Here is an 18,012-nt window from a genome sequence, read left to right as displayed (position 1 = left end):
ATGGTGACAGCAAAGGCGGACGATTGTAAATCCTTATGCCGGACATTCGATCCGGTCGATGATCTCCAGCCGGTTGGTCTCTCCGGGATGGCCGAGGGATGGGCCTTGGGTGAGGAGGACCGGTCCCTTGCGGATACCGTGGCGGTGAAGCCAGTCGCAGGCGATCAGGCGCCATTCCCGCCCGTTTTCGCCGGTATGGACCGGATGGACGCCGTAGCTGAACAGCAACCGCTGGCAGGTGGCCGGATGGGGGGAGAGGGCGATGGTCCAGGCCGGCAGATGGAAGCGGGCGATGCGGCGGGCGGTGGCGCCGGTTTCCGTGGGGGTGAAGACATGGCGGATGCCCAGGTGCAGGACGGTGGTGGCCACGTCCAGGGCGATGACTTCCTGCACGTTCTTCCGCCGCCCCGGTTGCGGTAGGGTGATGCGGCGTTCCCGTTCCGCCTCGGCGTGGCGGGCGATGCGCCCCAGCATCCGCACCGCTTCCACCGGAAACCGCCCCAGGGCCGATTCCTCCGACAGCATCACTGCGTCGGTACCGTCGAGGACCGCGTTGGCCACATCGGTGGCCTCGGCGCGGGTGGGACGGCTGTGGACGGTCATGGATTCGAGCATCTGGGTGGCGGTGATGACCGGCTTGCCCGCCGCGTTGGCTTTACGGATCAGACGCTTCTGGGTCAAGGCGATGGTTTCGATCGGCGTCTCCACGCCCAGATCGCCGCGGGCGATCATGATGCCGTCGGTGGCGGCGAGGATGGCGTCGATCTGTTCCAAGGCGGCGGCACGTTCGATCTTGGCGATGAGGTAAGGGGCCGCTCCCAGATCCTGGGCTGCCTGGCGCACCCGCAGCACGTCCCCGGCCGAGGCGACGAAGGAGATGCTGACCGCGTCCACGCCTTGCTCGCAGGCGAAGGCCAGCAAACGGTGGTCCTGCTCGGTGAAGGCCGGCAGGGGAATCCGCAGCTTGGGAATGTTGACGCCCTTGTGGGAACGCAGCTCACCGCCGACCACCACCCGGCAGTGGACCTCGTTGCCGCGTACCGTCTCCACCCGTAGCTCGATGAAGCCGTCGTTGAGGAAGACGGCGTCACCGGGGCGGACGGCGCGGGGCAGTTCCGACAGGGGCAGGCTGGCCCGCCGGGCGTCACCGATGATGGGGTCGGTAGTGAGCACGAAAGTCTGTCCCCGTGCCAGCACCACCGGATCGGGATCCAAAGGACCGATACGCAGTTTGGGACCGGGCAGATCGGCGAGGATGGCCACCGGATGGCCGCTGCGGGCGCTGGCGCGGCGAATGCGGTCGATGGTGCGGGCGTGGCGGTCGGGATCGCCGTGGGCCAGGTTGAGGCGGGCCACTCGCATTCCGGCGCGGAGCATGTGGATCAGGCAGGTGACGGTATCCGAAGCCGGGCCGATGGTGGCGACGATCTTGGTTTTGTGGCCGGTGGGTTTCATCAAATCGAGCCCATCAACAGCTGCATCAGGCGCTTGGAATCGATGGTTTCCCCGCTTAGGGCCATGGCCAGAAGCTCGCCGCCGAGCACCGGCGGGGCGATGACGAGATTGGGTTTGACCCGGCGCAGGCGCTTGAGATTGCGGGCGTCGTTGACGGCGGCGATGGTGCGCACCTTTCCCAGTTCCTTGGCGGCGAGCACGATGAAGGCGTTTTCCGAATCATCGTCGGTCAGGGCCAGGATCGCCTTGGCCTGTTCGCCGCCGGCCTGTTTGAGCACCTCGATGTCGCTGGCGTCGCCGACGACCACGTCCAGGTCGCTGTAAGGGGTGCCTTCCGGCTCGCGGCGGAGGATGAAGGTGATCTTCTCGCCGCGGCGGCACAGCTCCTGAAAGGTGTTGTAGGCCAGAGCGCTGGCGCCGACGATGATGTAGTGATCCTTGCGGTTCATAGGTTTCCTCCGATGGAACAGGGCCTCCATCTGGCGGCTGATGAGGGGAACGAGAATGGCGCCGAAAATGCTCGCCACCGCCACCATGCCGGCGCTGATGAGGGAAACCAGAAACAGACGCGCCTGGGGGGCCTGGGCGACGATGTCGCCGTAACCGACGGTGGACAGGGTTTCGATGGTGAAGTAAAGGGCCTGCTCCAGGGTGCGGATCGGCGGCTGGAACAGATCGCCGAGGAGATAGCTGCCGACGACGCCGTAGCCGACCAGAACGGTCAGGCAGGTGAAGGCGAACAGGGTGGCGGTGGCCAGGCTGCTGCGGTCGAAGTGGCGGAAGCTCAGCAGCAGGCCGATCAGGAGGACGACGCTGTAGGGCAGCAGCCAGTCGTGCAAGTGATCGCCGGGCTGGAGCAGCAGCAGCACGATGCCCGCGCCCAGGGCCAGGACCGTGGTCACCCAGGCCAGGCGCGAGCGCAGCAGCAGGCCCACCGACATCGAAACCAGAAACAGCCCGACGCCGATCTGGGGCAGCCCGGCCAGACCGACGTTGACCAGATTCAGGGTCAGGGTGGTGAGAGTCTGGGAATAGAACCGCAGCCCCAGGGCCCGGATCAGCGGCGGCAGCAGATGGACCACCCCCAACAGTCCTACCGCCAGGCCCAGAGGGAGATGGGGGAACCAGGTTTCCAGCGCCAGCGTGCGGTTCAGGTATCCGGCGCTGGCTTGCCAGCGGGACAAAAAACGGCGTAGATGGCGCAAACGGCGGGGCATGGGTGGTATTCTAAGCGTCCTTGCCGTTGCGATACAGCATTTGCGATGCCGGAGTACGGATTCTATCTGCAGGCTTTCATCGGGTTTCTCGCCATCGTCAATCCCATGGGAGCGGTGCCGGTGTTTCTCGCCCTGACTTCCGACCGTTCCCATGAGGAACGCCATGCCATCGCCCGCACCGCCGCCCTGACGGTTCTGTTGGTGCTGCTGGCGGCGCTGTGGGGCGGAGATGTGGTGTTGCGATTTTTCGGGATCGGAATTCCCGCCTTCCGGGTCGGCGGTGGGCTGCTCATCATTCTGATGGCCATCGCCATGCTTCACGCCCGTCAGAGTCATGCCGCCCATACCGAGGACGAGGCCGCCGAGGCCAGCGAGCGCGAGGCCATCGGCGTGGTGCCCCTGGGCATTCCCCTGATGGCCGGGCCCGGCGCCATCAGCCTGGTGATCGTCATCGCCCATCAGGTGGCCTCGATCCTGGATCGCCTGTGGCTGAGCCTGTGTGTGGCCGCCGTCGCGGTGATCGTCTGGATCGTCCTGCATCTGGCCGAGCCCATCGGCAGCGCCCTGGGGGTGACCGGTCTCAACATCATGGTCCGCATCATGGGGCTGCTGTTGGCCGCCATCGGCGTGCAGATTCTGGCCGAGGGCGGGGTGGCGTTGGTGCTGGGGCTGCTGCCGGAATAGTCGATGCCCAAAGTCCAGGGATACAGCTTCGACGCCCAGCATTGCATCGAGCGCGGTGACGAGGCGTTGGATGCGTTGCGTGAGTGGCGCCACACCGACCGGGTCAACTGGATCCGCATCCAGGGACGCCCTGGGGTGCTGTGGATGCGGCGTTACGGTGAGGTTCTCGGTCTTCACCCCCTGGCCCAGGAGGACATCCTCGAAGGAGAGCAGCGTCCCAAGATGGAACCCTACGAGGACCATCTGTTCGTGGTGCTCAACGTGCCGGTCCTGGTGCACGGCCGGGTGGTGCTGCGCCAGCTCTACATCTCGCTGCACCGCAATCATCTGGTGACGGTGTTCGAGGGAGATCGCGATCCCTTCGACGCCATCGTGCGCCGTCTGCGTCAAAATGGCCACGATCGGCTGCGGCGCTCGGACCTGGACTACCTGTTCTACGTCCTGGTGGACGTGGCCGTCGATGGCGCCTTTCCGGTCCTGGAGCAGCTCGATGACCAGATGGAGGTGCTGGAGGAGAACCTCATTGTCAACCCCGACCGCCATGCCTTGGGAGACATCTACCGCCTGCGCCACGATATCCTGCTGCTGCGCCGCAGCGCCTGGCCCCAGCGCGAAACCCTTGGCAGGCTGGTACGCGAGGCCGACGAGTGGATCGGCGAGACGGTGCGGGTCTATCTACGTGACTGTCTCGATCACGCCCACCAGATCGCCGATTTGCTCCAGACCCTGGCCGACACCAGCGCCAACCTGCTCGACATCTATCTCTCCAGCGCCAGCATGCGCACCAACGAGATCATGCGGGTGCTGACCGTGTTCGCCACCATCTTCATGCCCCTGACCTTCATCGTCGGCGTCTACGGCATGAATTTCAAATACATGCCGGAGCTGGAGTGGCGTTACGGTTATCCTGCCGTGCTGGGCGTCTGTCTCGTGATCGCCTTAGGGATGCTGATCTGGTTCCGGCGCAAAGGCTGGCTTTGACCCCACCTGGAAGGAGGACCGATGTTCGGACGCAAGCGTAAAAAAGACCACCCGGTATCCATCGACAATCTGCTCGATACCAATCTGCGTACCGGCCTGAGCGAGGCCGAGGCCCGGCGCCGGCTGGAGATCTTCGGCCCCAACGAGATTCCGGAGAAGGAGCCCTCCTTCTGGGTGCGCCTGTTCAAGCGTTTTTGGGGGCCGATCCCGTGGATGATCGAGATCGCCGCCATCCTCTCGGCGCTGGTGCAGAAGTGGGAGGATTTCGCCATCATCGTCACCCTGCTGCTGGTCAACGCCTACATCGACTTCCGCCAGGAATCCAAGGCCATCAGCGCCCTCAAGGTCCTCAAGCAGAAGCTTTCCAAGACCGCCCTGGCGCTGCGCGAGGGCAAATGGAAGATCATTCCCGCCCGCGAGCTGGTGCCGGGGGACGTGGTCAAGCTCAAGATCGGTGACATCGTCCCCGCCGACGTCCAGCTCAAGGAAGGGGATTACCTGCTGCTGGACCTGTCGGCCCTGACCGGCGAGTCCCTGCCGGTGGAGAAAAAACCCGGTGATCTCGCCTACAGCAACGCCGTGGTCAAGGCGGGGGAGATGACCGGGGTGGTCACCGCCACCGGCCTCAACACCTATTTCGGCAAGACCGTCGCGCTGGTGGCCAAGGCCGAGCGCGAAGAGCGCAGCCATTTCCAGCAGGCGGTGATGACCATCGCCAACTTCCTCATCGCCGTCACCATCGTCCTTGCTTTGGCCATTCTGGCGGCGGCCTACCGGCGCCACGATCCGATGCTGGAGATGGTGCGCTTCACCCTGGTGCTGGTGGTGGCCTCGATTCCGGTGGCCCTACCGGCGGTGCTGTCGGTCACCATGGCCGCCGGGGCGTTGCGGATGGCGCGTCGCAACGCCGTGGTCAGCCGGTTGGCGGCGATCGAGGAGATGGCCGGCATGGACATCCTCTGCAGCGACAAGACCGGTACGCTGACCCAGAACCGCATGGAGATCACCGAGCCGGTCACCTTCCACGTCTATCAGCTGGAAGACCTGCTGCTCTATGCCGCGCTGGCCAGCCGCGAGGAAAACCAGGACCCACTGGAGGTTCCGATCTTCCGCAAGCTGGAGGAGATGGGGTTGCGCAACCGGCTGACGGCCTGGAAACAGCTGGATTTCATCCCTTTCGATCCGATCCGCAAGCGTACCGAGGCGCGGGTGGAACGCAGCGGGGAACGGCTGCGGGTGGTCAAGGGCGCGCCCCAGGTGATCTTCTCCCTGTGCGAACAGGTCAACCACCACGAGGAGGTGCTCGAACAGGCCCAGGAAAAGGTGGAGGCATTTGCCGAAAAGGGTTACCGCACCATCGCGGTGGCCATCAGCCGCGACGACGGCGAAACCTACGAGCTGGTGGGGCTGATCCCTTTCTACGACCCGCCGCGGGAGGATTCGGCCCCCACCATCGCCGAGGCCCGCCGAATGGGGGTGGACGTCAAGATGGTCACCGGCGACAACGTGGCCATCGCCCGCCAGATCGCCCGCATGCTGGGGATCGAAGGGGAGGTCTACGACATCAAGGAATTCCACGCCGGGGTCGAACACGAGCTGTTCCTGGTGGCCCAGATCCTCACCGAAACGCTCTATGCCGAACTCAAGCCCGATGCCAGCGACAAGGAGATCCGCCGTGCCGCCCGCAAGGTGCTGCAGCGCCTCGAGGATGTCCTGGTCAAGACCGAAGCCCAGCGCGAACTGGTGCGCAAGCACGAATCGGAAATCATCGCCCTAATCGAGCGGGCCGGCGGTTTCGCCCAGGTGTTCCCAGAGGACAAGTACTTCATCGTCGAAGAACTGCAGAAGGGCGGCCATATCGTCGGCATGACCGGCGACGGGGTCAACGACGCCCCGGCCTTGAGGAAGGCCGATGCCGGCATCGCCGTGGCCGGCGCCACCGACGCCGCCCGTGCCGCCGCCGACGTGGTGCTGCTGGAGCCGGGGCTGTCGGTGATCATCGACGGCATCAAGGTGGCGCGGCGCACCTTCGAGCGCATGAAGGCGTACACCATCTACCGCATCAACGAAACCATCCGCCTGATTCTGTTTTTGACCCTGGCGATCACGGTGTTCAACTTCTATCCGGTCACCGCCATCATGATCATCATTCTGGCGTTGCTCAACGACATTCCCATCCTCGCCATCGCTACCGACAACGTCAAACTGGCGCAGCGCCCGGTGCGCTGGAACTTCATCGAGGTGCTGGGCATCGCCTCGCTGATGGGGGTGCTGGGGCTGGTGTCTTCGTTCCTGGTGCTGTTCGCGCTGGTGCACTATTTCCATTATTCGATGGAGTTCATCCGTTCGGCGATCTTCCTCAAACTGGTCATCGCCGGTCACACCACCATCTTCATCACCCGCAGCTACGACCGCTTCCTCTGGACCCGGCCGTTTCCCTCCTGGCAGCTGCTGGCGGCCAACCTCTCCACCGGGGTGATCGGGGTGCTGATGGCGGTCTACGGCTGGTTCATGGTTCCGGTGGGCTGGGATTTCGCTCTGTTCTTCATCGGCTATTATTTCGTCTGGATGCTGCTGATCGATGCCGTCAAAGTGTGGGCCTACCGGGTGATGCGGCGGCGTGGTTGGGTGTGAGTGGATCAAACGGTCGGTTCCGGCGCCGGCGGGCTGGCGTCTCGACGGTGACCGCCTGTATCTGACCGGCGCCTGGACCGTGTTGTGCCTGCCGGGGGAGCTGCCGGAACGCCTGCCCGTCAAGCGGGGGCGGACGCTGTGCATCGACGGCAGTGAACTGATGGCCTTGGATTCCGCCGGAGCCCGGGCCATCGTCGATCTAAGGGCGCGGCTGCGCCAGGCGGGAATCGGCGTGACCCTGGAAGGTTTCGGCGAGGCCCGCTGCCGGCTGCTGGCGCTGGTGGAACGGGAGCTTCCCCCGCCTCCGGCCATTCCGTCGCCCCGCTGGCTGGCGCATCTGGGGCGGGCGGTCTGCGAGGTGATCGACGACGGGTTGGGATTTCTGGCCTTCGTCGGCCGCCTGGCGCTTGCAGGGCTGGGCTGGCTGCTGCGCCCCTGGCGCATCCGCTGGCGGGCGCTGCTGGCGGAAACGCAGCGGGCCGGTGTCAACGCCCTGTTCATCGTCGGCCTGCTGTCGTTTCTGATGGGGGTGGTGATCGCCTACCAGGGAGGCGACCCCCTGAGCCGGTACGGGGCCAATATCTACATCGTCGATCTGGTGGGCCTGACCATCCTGCGCGAGATCGCCCCGCTGGTGACCGCGATCATCATGGCCGGCCGCACCGGTTCCTCCTACACCGCCGAGATCGGCGCCATGAAGATCACCGAGGAGGTGGACGCCCTGCGCAGCCTGGCGCTGGAGCCGGTGGAGATCCTCGCCCTGCCCAAGTTGGCGGCGATGTTGGTGGCGATGCCGCTTTTGATCGTGTTCGCCGATTTCACCGGTATCCTGGGCGGCGTCGTGGTGTCCGATCTGCTGTTCGGAGTGGGGTTGAGGGATTATCTGGAGCGCCTGCCCCAGACCTTCCTCATGCCCAGTTCCTTCTGGGTCGGTCTGGTGAAGGCGCCGGTGTTCGCTTTTCTCATCACCGCCATCGGCTGCCACCAGGGCTTCCGGGTGCGGGGCGGGGCCACCAGCGTCGGTTACGCCACCACCCGCAGCGTGGTGCAGAGCATCTTTCTGGTGATCGTGGTCGATGCCCTGTTTTCCATTCTGTTCAACAAGCTGGATCTGTGATGGACGAGGCGGTCATCGAACTGAAGGACGTCCACAACCGCTTTGGCGCCACGGTGGTCCACGAAGGCATCGACCTGACCGTCCGCCGCGGCGAGATCCTCGCCATCATCGGCGCCTCGGGGAGCGGCAAGAGCGTGCTGCTGCGCACCATGGCGCTGCTGCACCGACCCACGTCGGGTCAGATCCGTCTGTTCGGCTGCGACGCCCGCCGTCTGAGCGGGGAGGCCGAGCGCCACTTGCGCCTGCGTCTGGGGTTCATGTTCCAGAACGGGGCCTTGTTCAGCAGCCTGACGGTGTTCGAGAACGTGCGTTTCCCCCTGGACGAGCACACCCGTCTGCCGGCTTTCCTCAAGCGGGAACTCGTGATGCTCAAGATCGAGCTGGCCGGTCTGGAGGCCGGGGACGCCGCCAAGTATCCGCGTCAGCTGTCCGGCGGCATGGTCAAGCGCGCCGCCCTGGCCCGGACCCTGGTGCTCGATCCCGAGGTGCTGTTCCTCGACGAGCCCACTTCCGGCCTGGACCCGGTCACCGCCGGCGCCTTCGACGCGCTGGTGGTCGAGCTCAAATCCCTGCTCGATCTTACGGTGGTGATGGTGACCCACGATCTCGACACCCTGTGGAACGCCACCGACCGGGTGGCCTTTCTCGCCGGACACCGGCTGGTGGCGGTGGCCCCCATCCGGGAGCTGGTCCACCACCCGCATCCGGCCGTCGCCGCCTATTTCGCCGCCCGCCACACGCGGAGAGGGGGGGAATGGAAACCAAGGTGAACTACGTCCTGGTGGGCCTGTTCGTGCTGGTGCTGACGGCAGCCGCCATCGTCGCCGGCCTGTGGCTGGCCTCCGATCTGGGGGTGACCCGCTACCGCCCGTATCTGGCCTATTTCCACGAGTCGGTGGCCGGGCTCAATCCCAGCGCCGCGGTCAAATACCGGGGGGTCGACGTGGGTCTGGTGCGGGCGCTGTCCCTCGATCCGGCCGATCCCACCCGGGTACAGGTGCGCCTGGACATCGCCGAAGGCACACCGGTCCGCACCGACACCTATGCCATCCTCAAGTTTCAGGGGCTGACCGGCATCGCCTTCGTGGAGCTGGAAGGGGGTGCCCACGGCCGGCCGTTGGCCAGCCCGCTGCCGGACGGCCGGACGGCGGTGATCCCCACCCGCCCCTCGCCGGCCGGCCGCCTCGATGAAGCCGTCAGCCGGGCCGCGGCGCGAATCGACGAGCTCGGGGCGCGGCTGGCGGCGGTGCTCGATCAGGAAAACATCCAGGCGCTGCATCACATTCTGGCCAATCTCGATGAAGTGACCGCCACTTTGGCCCGGAATCGGGGAAATCTGGATCGCCTGCTGACCGAAACGGCCCGGTTCAGCCGCGACCTGGCCGCGGCGGGCGAATCGCTGCCGCAACTGAGCCGTCATCTCAACCGCCTGCTGACCGATTACGACCGTCTGGCGGCGCAACTGACCCAGGCGGCCACCGTCGTCACCCGTCTGGGCCGGGAGCTGGAGCGGACCAGCACCGCCACCGGCCGTGACCTGCATCAGGCGATTCTCACCCTGGAAGCGGAAATCCAGCGCCTGAGCCTGGAGGTGGGCGCCAGCGCCCGTGAGCTGCGCCGCCTGACCCGCCGCCTCAGCCAGAATCCCAACGCCCTGATCTACGGCCCGCCGCAGCCACCGCCGGGGCCTGGGGAATGAGCAGAACCCGGCCGGCCGTTTGAAATCGGACTTTCGGAGAACCATAATGGTTTCAAAACGAAGTAAAGTGCAGCATCATGGCGACGATCACCCTGAAGAACATCCCCGATGATCTTTACGAGCGGCTCAAGGCGGCTGCGAAAGCACATCACCGTTCCATCAACAGTGAATTAATTCACTGCCTGGAACAGATCCTCAAGCCGAAGCCAATTTCTCCGGAAGATCGGCTGGCGCGGTTGCGCAGTATCCGCCCCCGGATTCCAGCGGACGCCGTCTCTCCGGAAGAGATTCTGAAAGCGATTTCGGAAACTACACCGCTGTTTTCCTGAAAGCGTAGTGTTGTTGACGGACCTGATTTCATGACACGGGGTTTCTGCGCAGAGCTGGGCCAAAAAGGGTGGCGATTTCTTTCTTTTTTCGCGCTGGCGATGCTGCTGGCGGGCTGCTCACTGTTGCCCCAGCGTCCCCAGCCTCAGCGCCTGCTGAGCCTGGAGGCAGCGCCGCTGCAGGAGATGCCGCCTGTCGCGGGGGAAAAGGTGTTGCGGTTCGATCCGGTCACGGCGGCTGCTTCGCTGCAGGGGGTCGAAATCCTTTACCGGCGTGAGGGACCGGAGGTGTCTCACTATGCCCGCCACCGCTGGCTGGCACCACCCGCCGAGCTGCTCGACCGGGCGGTGATGGAAACCCTGGCGCCGCATCTGCCTTATCGCGCGGTGGTGCGTCCCGGCATGCCGGTGGAGGCGGACCAGCGCCTGAGCATCACTCTGTTGCGACTGGAACAGATCTTCGCCGCCGATGGCCGCAGCCGGGTGCACTTGGCCTTGCAGGCCGTCTGGCAGGATGCTCGAAGTGGCCGGATTCTCGGCTCCCGCCTGTTCCGCTACCACCAGCCGGCCCGGCCGACCGCCGAAGGGGCCGCGATCGCCGCCGGGCAGGCGCTGGAACGGTTCTTCCGGGATTTGAGGGCGTGGCTGGAAAATCACTCTTCCAGCCATACGTCCGCGCCACCGTCGGGCGTCGCATACCAGTAACCCTCATAAAGGATCCAGGATTCCCAGTCGTTCAGCTCCGGATAGCGCCGTACCGCCTGCCGGTATTGGCGCTGGATATAGTCGATGACCGCTTCAGGAACCCCTTCGCGGCGCAAGCGTTCGATCTGGTTGGGCAGTAGGCGGTAGAGCGTGTGACTGGCGCGAATCCGGGCGATGATTTCCGAAGCGGATTCGCCCTGGCGGCTGAGGGCGATGATTTGCGGGATGGTCAGGGGCGGCGGGGTTTCCTGCACCGTGCCGGTGCAAGCGGCCAGCAGCAGTACCATGATGAAGAGGCAGACAGGGGCGAGGTGGGATGGACGCATAACCGATTCCTGTGATTGATAAGGCGTATCGGTTACCAGTTTAGTCTTGGATGGGTCGGGATGGAAAAAACGACGGCCGCCATATGGCGGCCGTCACTGAAGTCGGAAATCAGTTTTCCTGATGGGAAACGGGTTTTGCATCCATCAGGGAAATGATGATCGCGCCGATGGTGAAACCGGTGAAGGCGGCGATCACCAGGGGAGCGGCGAAGGGAACCGCATGGGGGCTCAGCAGGTTGATGCCGATGAGGCTGGAAATGAAATGCATGGCACTATCCTCTCTATTATGGTTGACAAGTCGCGCCTGCGAGAAGGCGCCCTCCGGGAAGAGGAAGGCCAGATTAGCAAGGTGTGGTGACCCGGTCTGTGATCGGGTCACACAGCCTTGGAAACATGTTCCAGGGCTGCAGGGACGAGGATCTCGATGCCGCCGCGGGTCAGACGAATCCAGCCGGCGCGTTCGAAACGTTTGAGATGGCGCGAAATCACCTCCCGGGCACAACCCAGTTCGGTGGCCAGGGCCTGGTGGGTGATCGTCAGGCGCCTTTCCGGGCTCTCCAGCAGGCGTCGGGCCAGACGCGGTTCGACTCCGGTGAAGGCCACCGTCTCCATACGGTTGATGACTTCGGTCAGGCGCTGGGAAAGCTTTTCGAACACGAAGCGCCGGAACGGTTCGGAGCTTTCCAGGGTGCTCTGAAACGTTCCGTGGTCGATGACGAAGGCGTGAACCTCGGTTTCGGTGAAACCTTCCGCGGGATAGGGCCGTTGCCCCAGCAGGCAGGCGGTGGTGAGAACACAGGCATCGCCGGGGCCCACCTGATAGAGCAGGACCTCGCGGCCACTGGCGGCCAGAAGCTGTACCCGGATACGGCCGGAAGTCACCAGCGCGTAGTTTTGACAGGACGATCCGGGACGGAACAGGGTTTGGTTCGGTGGCAGCCGCACCGGGCGCGCCGCCGCCACCAGCTCGGCGTTTGCCGGGTCGGCAGGATCGAGGTCAGGGAAATGCCGGCGCCAAAGCACAAGTTCGGTATCGTTCATGCTGACACCTGTCGGTTGGGTATTCCACGGTGGAGAAGGGGCTGTTGGCGATTGTGTCATTGTGCCTGGAATTTGCCGTTTGCTAAAGTGTCCGCATGGATGGTGTGACTGTGCAACCCCTGTCCCGTTTCGCCGAGGGTGACCGGATCATCGTTCGCCGCCTGGAAGGCGGCGGTACCTTCGTCAGCCGGATGGCGGCGCTGGGAATCGTTCCGGGAACGACCCTGACGGTGCTGCAGAACCGCGGTGCCCTGGTGGTGCGTGGTCCCGGCACCCGGGTGGCGCTGGGTCGTGGGGAGGCGGAGCGGATCTGGGGGGAGAAAGTGGGGGAGGCGGCGCTTTCGGCTGAGGGCGCACCCTCCCCGTCCCCGGAGCCGAAGCGTTACGTCATCGCCCTGGCCGGTCAGCCCAACGTGGGCAAGAGCACCTTGTTCAATCTTCTCACCGGCCTCAATCAGCACGTGGGCAACTGGCCCGGCAAGACGGTGGAGAAGAAGACCGGCTTCCACCGTTACCGGGAGGACGTGCTGCTGGAGTTCATCGACCTGCCCGGCACTTACAGCCTCACCGCCAATTCCGAGGAGGAGCGCATCGCCCGCGACTTCATCATCCACGAGCGTCCCGACGTGGTGGTGCTGGTGGCCAACGCCGCTCAGCTGGAACGGGGCCTGTACCTGCTCGCCGAGGTGCTGGCGCTGCCGGTGCCGGTGATCCTGGCCCTCAACATGATGGACCTGGCCGAGCAGGAGGGTATCCGGGTCGAAGCGCACGTGCTCGAGGCCGCCCTGGGATTGCCGGTGATCCCTCTGGTGGCCAGCCGTAACCAGGGGGTTCGGGAGCTGTTGGAAACGGTGGTCGCCCTGGCCGAGAACCCGGCCCGTTTTCAGCCCCGGCGTCCCGAGTTGGATTCGCGAACCCGCGACCTCTGGCATCAGGTCCAGGAGCTGATCGCCGGGCTCGTTCCCACCCCTTATCCGCCCGACTGGGTGGCGCTGAAACTGCTGGAAGGCGACCGTGAAATCACGGACAAGGTGCGTGCCTGGTTGCCCGAGGAACGTTGGCGGACGCTGTCGGATCTGCTTCACACCCACGAGGATGCGGTGCTGGCGGTGGTCAACGCCCGTTACGAATGGATCGCCCGCCTGCTGCGCGCAGCCCTGCACCAGCCCCGCGGGGGACAGATCAGCCTCACGGACCGTATCGACCGCATCGCCACCCATCCCTTCTGGGGTCTGCTGGCGCTGCTGGCGGTGTTGGGCTTGGTGTTCTATCTCACCTACGCCGTCGCCCTGCCTTTGCAGGAATGGCTCGACGCCGGACTGGTGGCGTTCCAGGACCGGGTGGCGGCGTGGCTGCAGCCGCGCTGGCCGCCGTGGGCGGTGGCCCTGGTGACCGAAGGGGTGCTCGGCGGCGCCGGGACGGTGCTGACCTTCCTGCCGGTGCTGGCGGTGTTCTTCGTCATCATGGCGGTACTGGAGGACAGCGGTTATCTGGCCCGGGCCGCCTTCGTCATGGACCGCTTCATGCACGCCATCGGGCTGCATGGCAAGAGTTTTCTGCCGTTGTTCCTCGGCTTCGGCTGCAACGTGCCGGCAGTGCTGGGGACGCGGATTCTCGAATCCCCGCTCAGCCGTCTGCTGACCATCCTGCTGATCCCCCTGGTGCCCTGCAGCGCCCGCTGGGGCGTGCTGACCTTCCTGGCGCCGGTGTTCTTCGGCCGCCAGGCGCCCTGGGTGGCCTGGGGGCTGGTGGCGTTCAACCTGCTGCTGGTCATGGCGCTGGGGTGGCTGCTGAGCCGGACCCTGCTGCGCGGCGGCCGCGAAGCCTTCATCATGGAACTGCCCCTGTACCATTGGCCGGTGTGGCGCAACGTGGGTCTGGCGGTATGGCATCACTGCCTGGAGTTCCTCAAGCGCGCCGGCGGTATCATTCTGGCGATGTCGGCGGTGATCTGGGCCTTGAGCCATTATCCCGGTCCCGGGGTGGCGCACAGCTGGCTGGCCGCCTTCGGCCGCGCCCTGGCTCCGCTGGGGGCGCTGATGGGGATGGACTGGCGGCTGCTGGTGGCGCTGCTGACCGGCTTCGTCGCCAAGGAGAACGTGGTCGCCACCCTGGGGGTGCTGTACCACGCCGAGGGAAGCGGCCTGCGCCAGGTGTTGAGCGAGGCGGTGCCCCTGCCGACGGCGCTGGCGTTTCTGGTGGTGACCATGGTGTACATTCCCTGTCTGGCCACGGTGATCGTCATCCGCCAGGAGACCGGTAGCTGGCGCTGGACCCTGTTCGACATGGCCTTGACGTTGACCCTGGCCTTCGGTTTGGGGATCGGCGTCTATCGTCTGGCGGCCTGGTGGCTGGGATGCTGACCCGGTTGCTGGAACGGGTGCGGCAGGGCAGTGTGGATGTGCGCCGCCTGGCCGAGGAGCTGGGGACGAGCGAGGCGCTGGTGCGGCAGATGCTGGCGGAACTGGAGCGCCTCGGCTATTTGAAACGGCCCTCCCGCTGTGGTCTGACGCCTTGTTCCCGTTGCCCCCTGCAGGGAGGATGCGTCCGGTTGTGGTACGTGCGGGAAGGAAAAACGGGAGAACACGGAAATGACCAACCGCTGGAACGTTGAATTCGAGGGCCATGCCGGCCAGGGGGGCATGGCCTTGCTTCGCCATCTGCCGCCCGGTTACCGTCAGGTCACGCCGCCCGAAGTGGCGGCGCTGGACTGGCGCCAGATCGAATCCCTCCCTGCCGCGCCGGCGGAGCATCTGCTGCTGCAGCCGCAGGAGGGCGGGGCGATGTTGCGCCATTACAGCCGTCAGGACCGCTATCTGGACGAATTCCTGGCGCCGCTGCGGCATCTGGGATTGCGGGTGCTCGACCAGTCCCGTTTCGTCTTCCCCCTGCCCCAGGGGAGCGTGTATCTGCGTGTCTTCTACCTGGATTATCCGCCGCAGCGGTCCCGGCTGGCAGCCGCCGCCTCCCGGGTGATCTCATTGCTGGATGCGGTGCTGGCCGGGCGCTGCGATGACGATTCCCTCAACGAACTGGTGCTGGCCGCCGACCTCGACTGGCGTCAGATCGGAATGCTGCGGGCCTATCGCAACTACTGGTTCCAGCTGGGCCAGCCCTATGGCGCAGCCCGTTTCCGGCAGGTGCTGCTGCAGCACCGCGACATTACCCGCCTGCTGGTGGAATATTTCGGCGCCCGCTTCGACCCCGAACGCTCCGGCCCCGGCGCGGCTGCGGCGCCGGATTCCCTGCGTGAACGGCTTCTCAAGGCGCTGGGAACGCTCACCACCCTCGATGCCGACCGCATTCTGCGGGGCCTGTTCCAATTGCTGGAGGCGACGGTGCGGACCAATTTCTACCGTCCCGGCGCCGAAGACCGCTTCGCCTTCAAGCTCGAGAATCTACAGGGTTTTTCCCTGCCGTCGCCCCGGCCCCGGTTCGAGGTTTTCGTCCACGGTCCGGCGGTGGCGGCGGTGCATCTGCGCGGCGACCGCATCGCCCGCGGCGGTATCCGCTGGTCCGACCGCCCTGACGATTTCCGTACCGAGATCTGGGAGTTGATGCGGACCCAGATGCTCAAGAACGCCCTCATCGTCCCTCAGGGGGCCAAGGGCGGTTTCGTCACCCGTAACGGTGCCGAGGGGGAAGCGGCCTACGGCGCCTTCATGCGCGCGTTGCTGGATCTCACCGACAATCTCGAAGGCGGGCGGGTGGTTCATCCGCCCCGGGTAGTGTGCCACGACGGCGACGATCCCTATCTGGTGGTGGCGGCCGACAAGGGCACGGCCCATCTGTCGGACACCGCCAACCGCATCGCCGCCGAATACGGCTTCTGGCTGCGGGATGCTTTCGCCAGCGGCGGCAGCCACGGCTACGACCACAAGCGCCTGGGGATCACCGCCCGCGGCGCCTGGGTCTGCGCCCGGCGTCACTTCGCCGAGCTGGGCCGAGACCTGGAGCGGGAGCCGGTCACCGTCGTCGGCGTCGGCAGCATGCGCGGCGACGTGTTCGGCAACGGCATGTTGCTGTCGAAGCGGATCAAACTGCTGGCCGCCTTCTCCAGCCGTGACATCTTCATCGATCCGGACCCGGATCCGGAAGCCGCCTGGCGCGAACGCAAGCGCCTGTTCGAGGCCGAGGCCGGCTGGGACCGCTACGACCGCAGCCTGATCTCTCCCGGTGGCGGGGTGTGGCCGCGCCGGGCCCGCCGCATTCCGCTGTCGTCCCAGGTGCGGCGCTGGCTCGGCATCCGCGCCGAAGCCGTCGATGGGGAAACCCTGATCCGCCATCTGCTGACCGCCGAGGCCGATCTGCTGTGGTTCGGCGGCATTGGCACCTACGTCAAGGCCCGGACGGAGAAGCACGCCGATGTCGGGGATCCGGCCAACGACAACGTGCGCGTCGATGCCGAACGGCTGCAGGTCCAGGTGGTGGCCGAAGGCGCCAATCTGGGTATGACTCAGTGGGCCCGGATCGAATACGCCCTCCGGGGCGGGCGGGTCAACATGGACGCCGTCGACAACTCCGGCGGCGTCGATCTCTCAGACCACGAGGTCAACTACAAAATCCTACTGTACCAGGCCGAAACCCTGGGGCTGTTGGGCGGCGAAGCTCCCCATGAATGGTTGGCCAGGGTGACCGACGAGGCGGTGGCCCGGGTGCTGGGGCACAACGAATCCCAGAGCTTGTGTCTATCCCTGGAACAGCGCCGCTGCCGCCGCGATCCCATGCCCCATCTCGAGGTGGCGGAGCGTCTGGAACGCGCCGGCCTCCTCAACCGCGCGGCGGAATCTTTTCCCGACACCAAGACCGTGCTGCGCCGCCCCGACCGCAGCCTGACCCGGCCGGAGCTGGCGGTGTTGCTGGCGCTGGCCAAGCTGTATCTGAAACAGCAGCTCCAGGCGCACGGCGAATGGATCGGGCGGCCGTTCCTGCGGCGCTTTCTGTCGGGATACTTCCCGGCCGGGTGGCGCGAGCCCCTGGCTTCCGTCATCGAAGCGCATCCGCTGGCGCAGGCCATCACGGTCACCGACGTCGTCAACTATCTGCTCGACCGCAGCGGCGTCACCTTCGTGACCCTGGTGGAAGCGGACGGGATTCTGCTGGAACACGCCATCGCTACCTGGCTCGGCCTCGATGCCGTCTTTCAGGCTCAGACCCTGCGCCGGGCGGTGGAGGCATCCGGGGACTGGAGCCGGCGCGACGAGCTGCGGCTGCGGGTCGAGGACGCGCTGCTGGCGGGGGTGCGCTGGTTTCTGGGACGGGGCCGGCAACTGTCGCCGGAGCCGGATCTGATCGAGCGCTGCCGCCGGTTCTGGCGCGACTATCTCACGCGCTTCCCGCCCGCGGCGGCGGAAGATGAACGGGTGCGGTTGCAGGGAGAGGGGCTGGCGGAGGCTTCGGCCGCCGCCTTGGCGGTGCTGGCCGACATCGACGAATTCTTGGTTCTGACCGATCTGGCCCTGGAGAGCGGGCGGGATTTTCCGGAAGTGGCCCGCAGCCTGCGGGCGGTGGCGGACTGCCTCGATCTGACCCCCCTGCACGGCTGGCTGGCCCGGCTGCCGGTCCGTTCCCTGTGGGAGGAGCGCCTGCGCCAAAGCCTGGGCGAGCGCCTGTGGGCCGCGGCCGCTGCTTTGACCCGTCAGGCCCTGGCGTTGGAGGCGGGGGATGTGGGCCTGCTCTGCACCCGCCCCACCTGTCTGCAGCGTTTCAACCGCTTCCGGCGTTTCTGCCACGAGCAGGCCCATCAGTCCGGTGTGGATCTGGCCTCCCTGGCGGCCATCGTCCTGGAACTGGAAGCGATGGTCGAGGCGGCCGCTTGAGCCGAACG

At 65.8% G+C, this 18,012-nt stretch carries 16 protein-coding genes; 11 read left to right on the top strand and 5 right to left on the bottom strand.

Annotated elements, in window-relative coordinates:
* Positions 1 to 33: 33 nt before the first annotated feature.
* Complete coding sequence (gene pyk, locus MIN45_RS10680; RefSeq protein WP_286292100.1) at positions 34 to 1,455, bottom strand: pyruvate kinase; 1,422 nt, start codon at positions 1,453 to 1,455, stop codon at positions 34 to 36.
* Positions 1,455 to 2,672: an NAD-binding protein gene (locus tag MIN45_RS10675; RefSeq protein ID WP_286292098.1), complete on the bottom strand. Its 1,218-nt coding sequence runs from the start codon at positions 2,670 to 2,672 to the stop codon at positions 1,455 to 1,457. The genes pyk and MIN45_RS10675 overlap by 1 nt, the downstream gene beginning before the upstream one ends.
* A gap of 45 nt (positions 2,673 to 2,717) precedes the next feature.
* Between MIN45_RS10675 and MIN45_RS10670 the strand changes: the two genes are divergently transcribed.
* From MIN45_RS10670 to MIN45_RS10635, 8 genes are all read left to right on the top strand, one after another.
* Complete coding sequence (locus MIN45_RS10670; RefSeq protein WP_286292094.1) at positions 2,718 to 3,356, top strand: MarC family protein; 639 nt, start codon at positions 2,718 to 2,720, stop codon at positions 3,354 to 3,356.
* Between the two features lie 3 nt (positions 3,357 to 3,359).
* Positions 3,360 to 4,337, top strand: a complete 978-nt coding sequence (corA, locus tag MIN45_RS10665; RefSeq protein ID WP_286292093.1) for a magnesium/cobalt transporter CorA — start codon at positions 3,360 to 3,362, stop codon at positions 4,335 to 4,337.
* Positions 4,338 to 4,358: 21 nt separating this feature from the next.
* Entirely contained in the window at positions 4,359 to 6,971 is a 2,613-nt protein-coding gene (locus MIN45_RS10660; RefSeq protein WP_286292091.1) for a plasma-membrane proton-efflux P-type ATPase, read from the top strand.
* Positions 6,958 to 8,088: an ABC transporter permease gene (locus MIN45_RS10655; RefSeq protein ID WP_286292089.1), complete on the top strand. Its 1,131-nt coding sequence runs from the start codon at positions 6,958 to 6,960 to the stop codon at positions 8,086 to 8,088. The genes MIN45_RS10660 and MIN45_RS10655 overlap by 14 nt, the downstream gene beginning before the upstream one ends.
* On the top strand, positions 8,088 to 8,858 hold the full coding sequence (locus MIN45_RS10650) for an ABC transporter ATP-binding protein (protein WP_286292088.1): 771 nt from the start codon (positions 8,088 to 8,090) through the stop codon (positions 8,856 to 8,858). Before MIN45_RS10655 ends, MIN45_RS10650 begins: the two co-directional genes overlap by 1 nt.
* Positions 8,843 to 9,787: an MlaD family protein gene (locus tag MIN45_RS10645; protein ID WP_286292084.1), complete on the top strand. Its 945-nt coding sequence runs from the start codon at positions 8,843 to 8,845 to the stop codon at positions 9,785 to 9,787. Before MIN45_RS10650 ends, MIN45_RS10645 begins: the two co-directional genes overlap by 16 nt.
* A gap of 77 nt (positions 9,788 to 9,864) precedes the next feature.
* Positions 9,865 to 10,116, top strand: a complete 252-nt coding sequence (locus tag MIN45_RS10640; protein WP_286292083.1) for a FitA-like ribbon-helix-helix domain-containing protein — start codon at positions 9,865 to 9,867, stop codon at positions 10,114 to 10,116.
* A 99-nt stretch (positions 10,117 to 10,215) separates the two neighbouring features.
* Complete coding sequence (locus MIN45_RS10635; RefSeq protein ID WP_286292081.1) at positions 10,216 to 10,818, top strand: ABC-type transport auxiliary lipoprotein family protein; 603 nt, start codon at positions 10,216 to 10,218, stop codon at positions 10,816 to 10,818.
* Here the strand turns inward: MIN45_RS10635 and MIN45_RS10630 are convergent.
* The 3 genes from MIN45_RS10630 to MIN45_RS10620 all read right to left on the bottom strand — a co-directional run bounded on the left by MIN45_RS10630 (position 10,767) and on the right by MIN45_RS10620 (position 12,185).
* Positions 10,767 to 11,144: a hypothetical protein gene (locus MIN45_RS10630; RefSeq protein WP_286292080.1), complete on the bottom strand. Its 378-nt coding sequence runs from the start codon at positions 11,142 to 11,144 to the stop codon at positions 10,767 to 10,769. The genes MIN45_RS10635 and MIN45_RS10630 overlap by 52 nt on opposite strands.
* Before the next feature lie 109 nt (positions 11,145 to 11,253).
* A complete protein-coding gene (locus MIN45_RS10625; protein WP_286292079.1) occupies positions 11,254 to 11,412 on the bottom strand; it encodes a hypothetical protein in 159 nt (52 codons plus the stop codon).
* Between the two features lie 107 nt (positions 11,413 to 11,519).
* The gene (locus MIN45_RS10620; protein WP_286292078.1) at positions 11,520 to 12,185 is read right to left on the bottom strand and encodes a Crp/Fnr family transcriptional regulator; all 666 of its coding nucleotides are present in this window, start codon (positions 12,183 to 12,185) and stop codon (positions 11,520 to 11,522) included.
* A gap of 110 nt (positions 12,186 to 12,295) precedes the next feature.
* On the opposite strand from MIN45_RS10620, the gene feoB reads away from it, so the two are divergent.
* The 3 genes from feoB to MIN45_RS10605 are packed head-to-tail and all read left to right on the top strand — an operon-like array spanning position 12,296 to position 18,004.
* Entirely contained in the window at positions 12,296 to 14,548 is a 2,253-nt protein-coding gene (gene feoB / locus MIN45_RS10615; RefSeq protein WP_286292077.1) for a ferrous iron transport protein B, read from the top strand.
* Positions 14,542 to 14,799: a FeoC-like transcriptional regulator gene (locus MIN45_RS10610; protein ID WP_286292076.1), complete on the top strand. Its 258-nt coding sequence runs from the start codon at positions 14,542 to 14,544 to the stop codon at positions 14,797 to 14,799. Before feoB ends, MIN45_RS10610 begins: the two co-directional genes overlap by 7 nt.
* Positions 14,777 to 18,004, top strand: a complete 3,228-nt coding sequence (locus tag MIN45_RS10605) for an NAD-glutamate dehydrogenase domain-containing protein (protein WP_286292075.1) — start codon at positions 14,777 to 14,779, stop codon at positions 18,002 to 18,004. The genes MIN45_RS10610 and MIN45_RS10605 overlap by 23 nt, the downstream gene beginning before the upstream one ends.
* The last annotated feature ends 8 nt before the right edge of the window (positions 18,005 to 18,012 follow it).

The organism is Methylomarinovum tepidoasis (assembly GCF_030294985.1).
GTDB classification, from domain to species: domain Bacteria; phylum Pseudomonadota; class Gammaproteobacteria; order Methylococcales; family Methylothermaceae; genus Methylohalobius; species Methylohalobius tepidoasis.
This window is presented reverse-complemented; position numbering and strand designations above follow the sequence as displayed.

Coding starts and splice junctions, on each gene's coding strand:
- pyk (WP_286292100.1), bottom strand. CDS start 1,455: ATGAAACCCACCGGCCACAAAACCAAGATCGTCGCCACCATCGGCCCG.
- MIN45_RS10675 (WP_286292098.1), bottom strand. CDS start 2,672: ATGCCCCGCCGTTTGCGCCATCTACGCCGTTTTTTGTCCCGCTGGCAA.
- MIN45_RS10670 (WP_286292094.1), top strand. CDS start 2,718: ATGCCGGAGTACGGATTCTATCTGCAGGCTTTCATCGGGTTTCTCGCC.
- corA (WP_286292093.1), top strand. CDS start 3,360: ATGCCCAAAGTCCAGGGATACAGCTTCGACGCCCAGCATTGCATCGAG.
- MIN45_RS10660 (WP_286292091.1), top strand. CDS start 4,359: ATGTTCGGACGCAAGCGTAAAAAAGACCACCCGGTATCCATCGACAAT.
- MIN45_RS10650 (WP_286292088.1), top strand. CDS start 8,088: ATGGACGAGGCGGTCATCGAACTGAAGGACGTCCACAACCGCTTTGGC.
- MIN45_RS10645 (WP_286292084.1), top strand. CDS start 8,843: ATGGAAACCAAGGTGAACTACGTCCTGGTGGGCCTGTTCGTGCTGGTG.
- MIN45_RS10640 (WP_286292083.1), top strand. CDS start 9,865: ATGGCGACGATCACCCTGAAGAACATCCCCGATGATCTTTACGAGCGG.
- MIN45_RS10635 (WP_286292081.1), top strand. CDS start 10,216: ATGCTGCTGGCGGGCTGCTCACTGTTGCCCCAGCGTCCCCAGCCTCAG.
- MIN45_RS10630 (WP_286292080.1), bottom strand. CDS start 11,144: ATGCGTCCATCCCACCTCGCCCCTGTCTGCCTCTTCATCATGGTACTG.
- MIN45_RS10625 (WP_286292079.1), bottom strand. CDS start 11,412: ATGCATTTCATTTCCAGCCTCATCGGCATCAACCTGCTGAGCCCCCAT.
- MIN45_RS10620 (WP_286292078.1), bottom strand. CDS start 12,185: ATGAACGATACCGAACTTGTGCTTTGGCGCCGGCATTTCCCTGACCTC.
- MIN45_RS10610 (WP_286292076.1), top strand. CDS start 14,542: ATGCTGACCCGGTTGCTGGAACGGGTGCGGCAGGGCAGTGTGGATGTG.
- MIN45_RS10605 (WP_286292075.1), top strand. CDS start 14,777: ATGACCAACCGCTGGAACGTTGAATTCGAGGGCCATGCCGGCCAGGGG.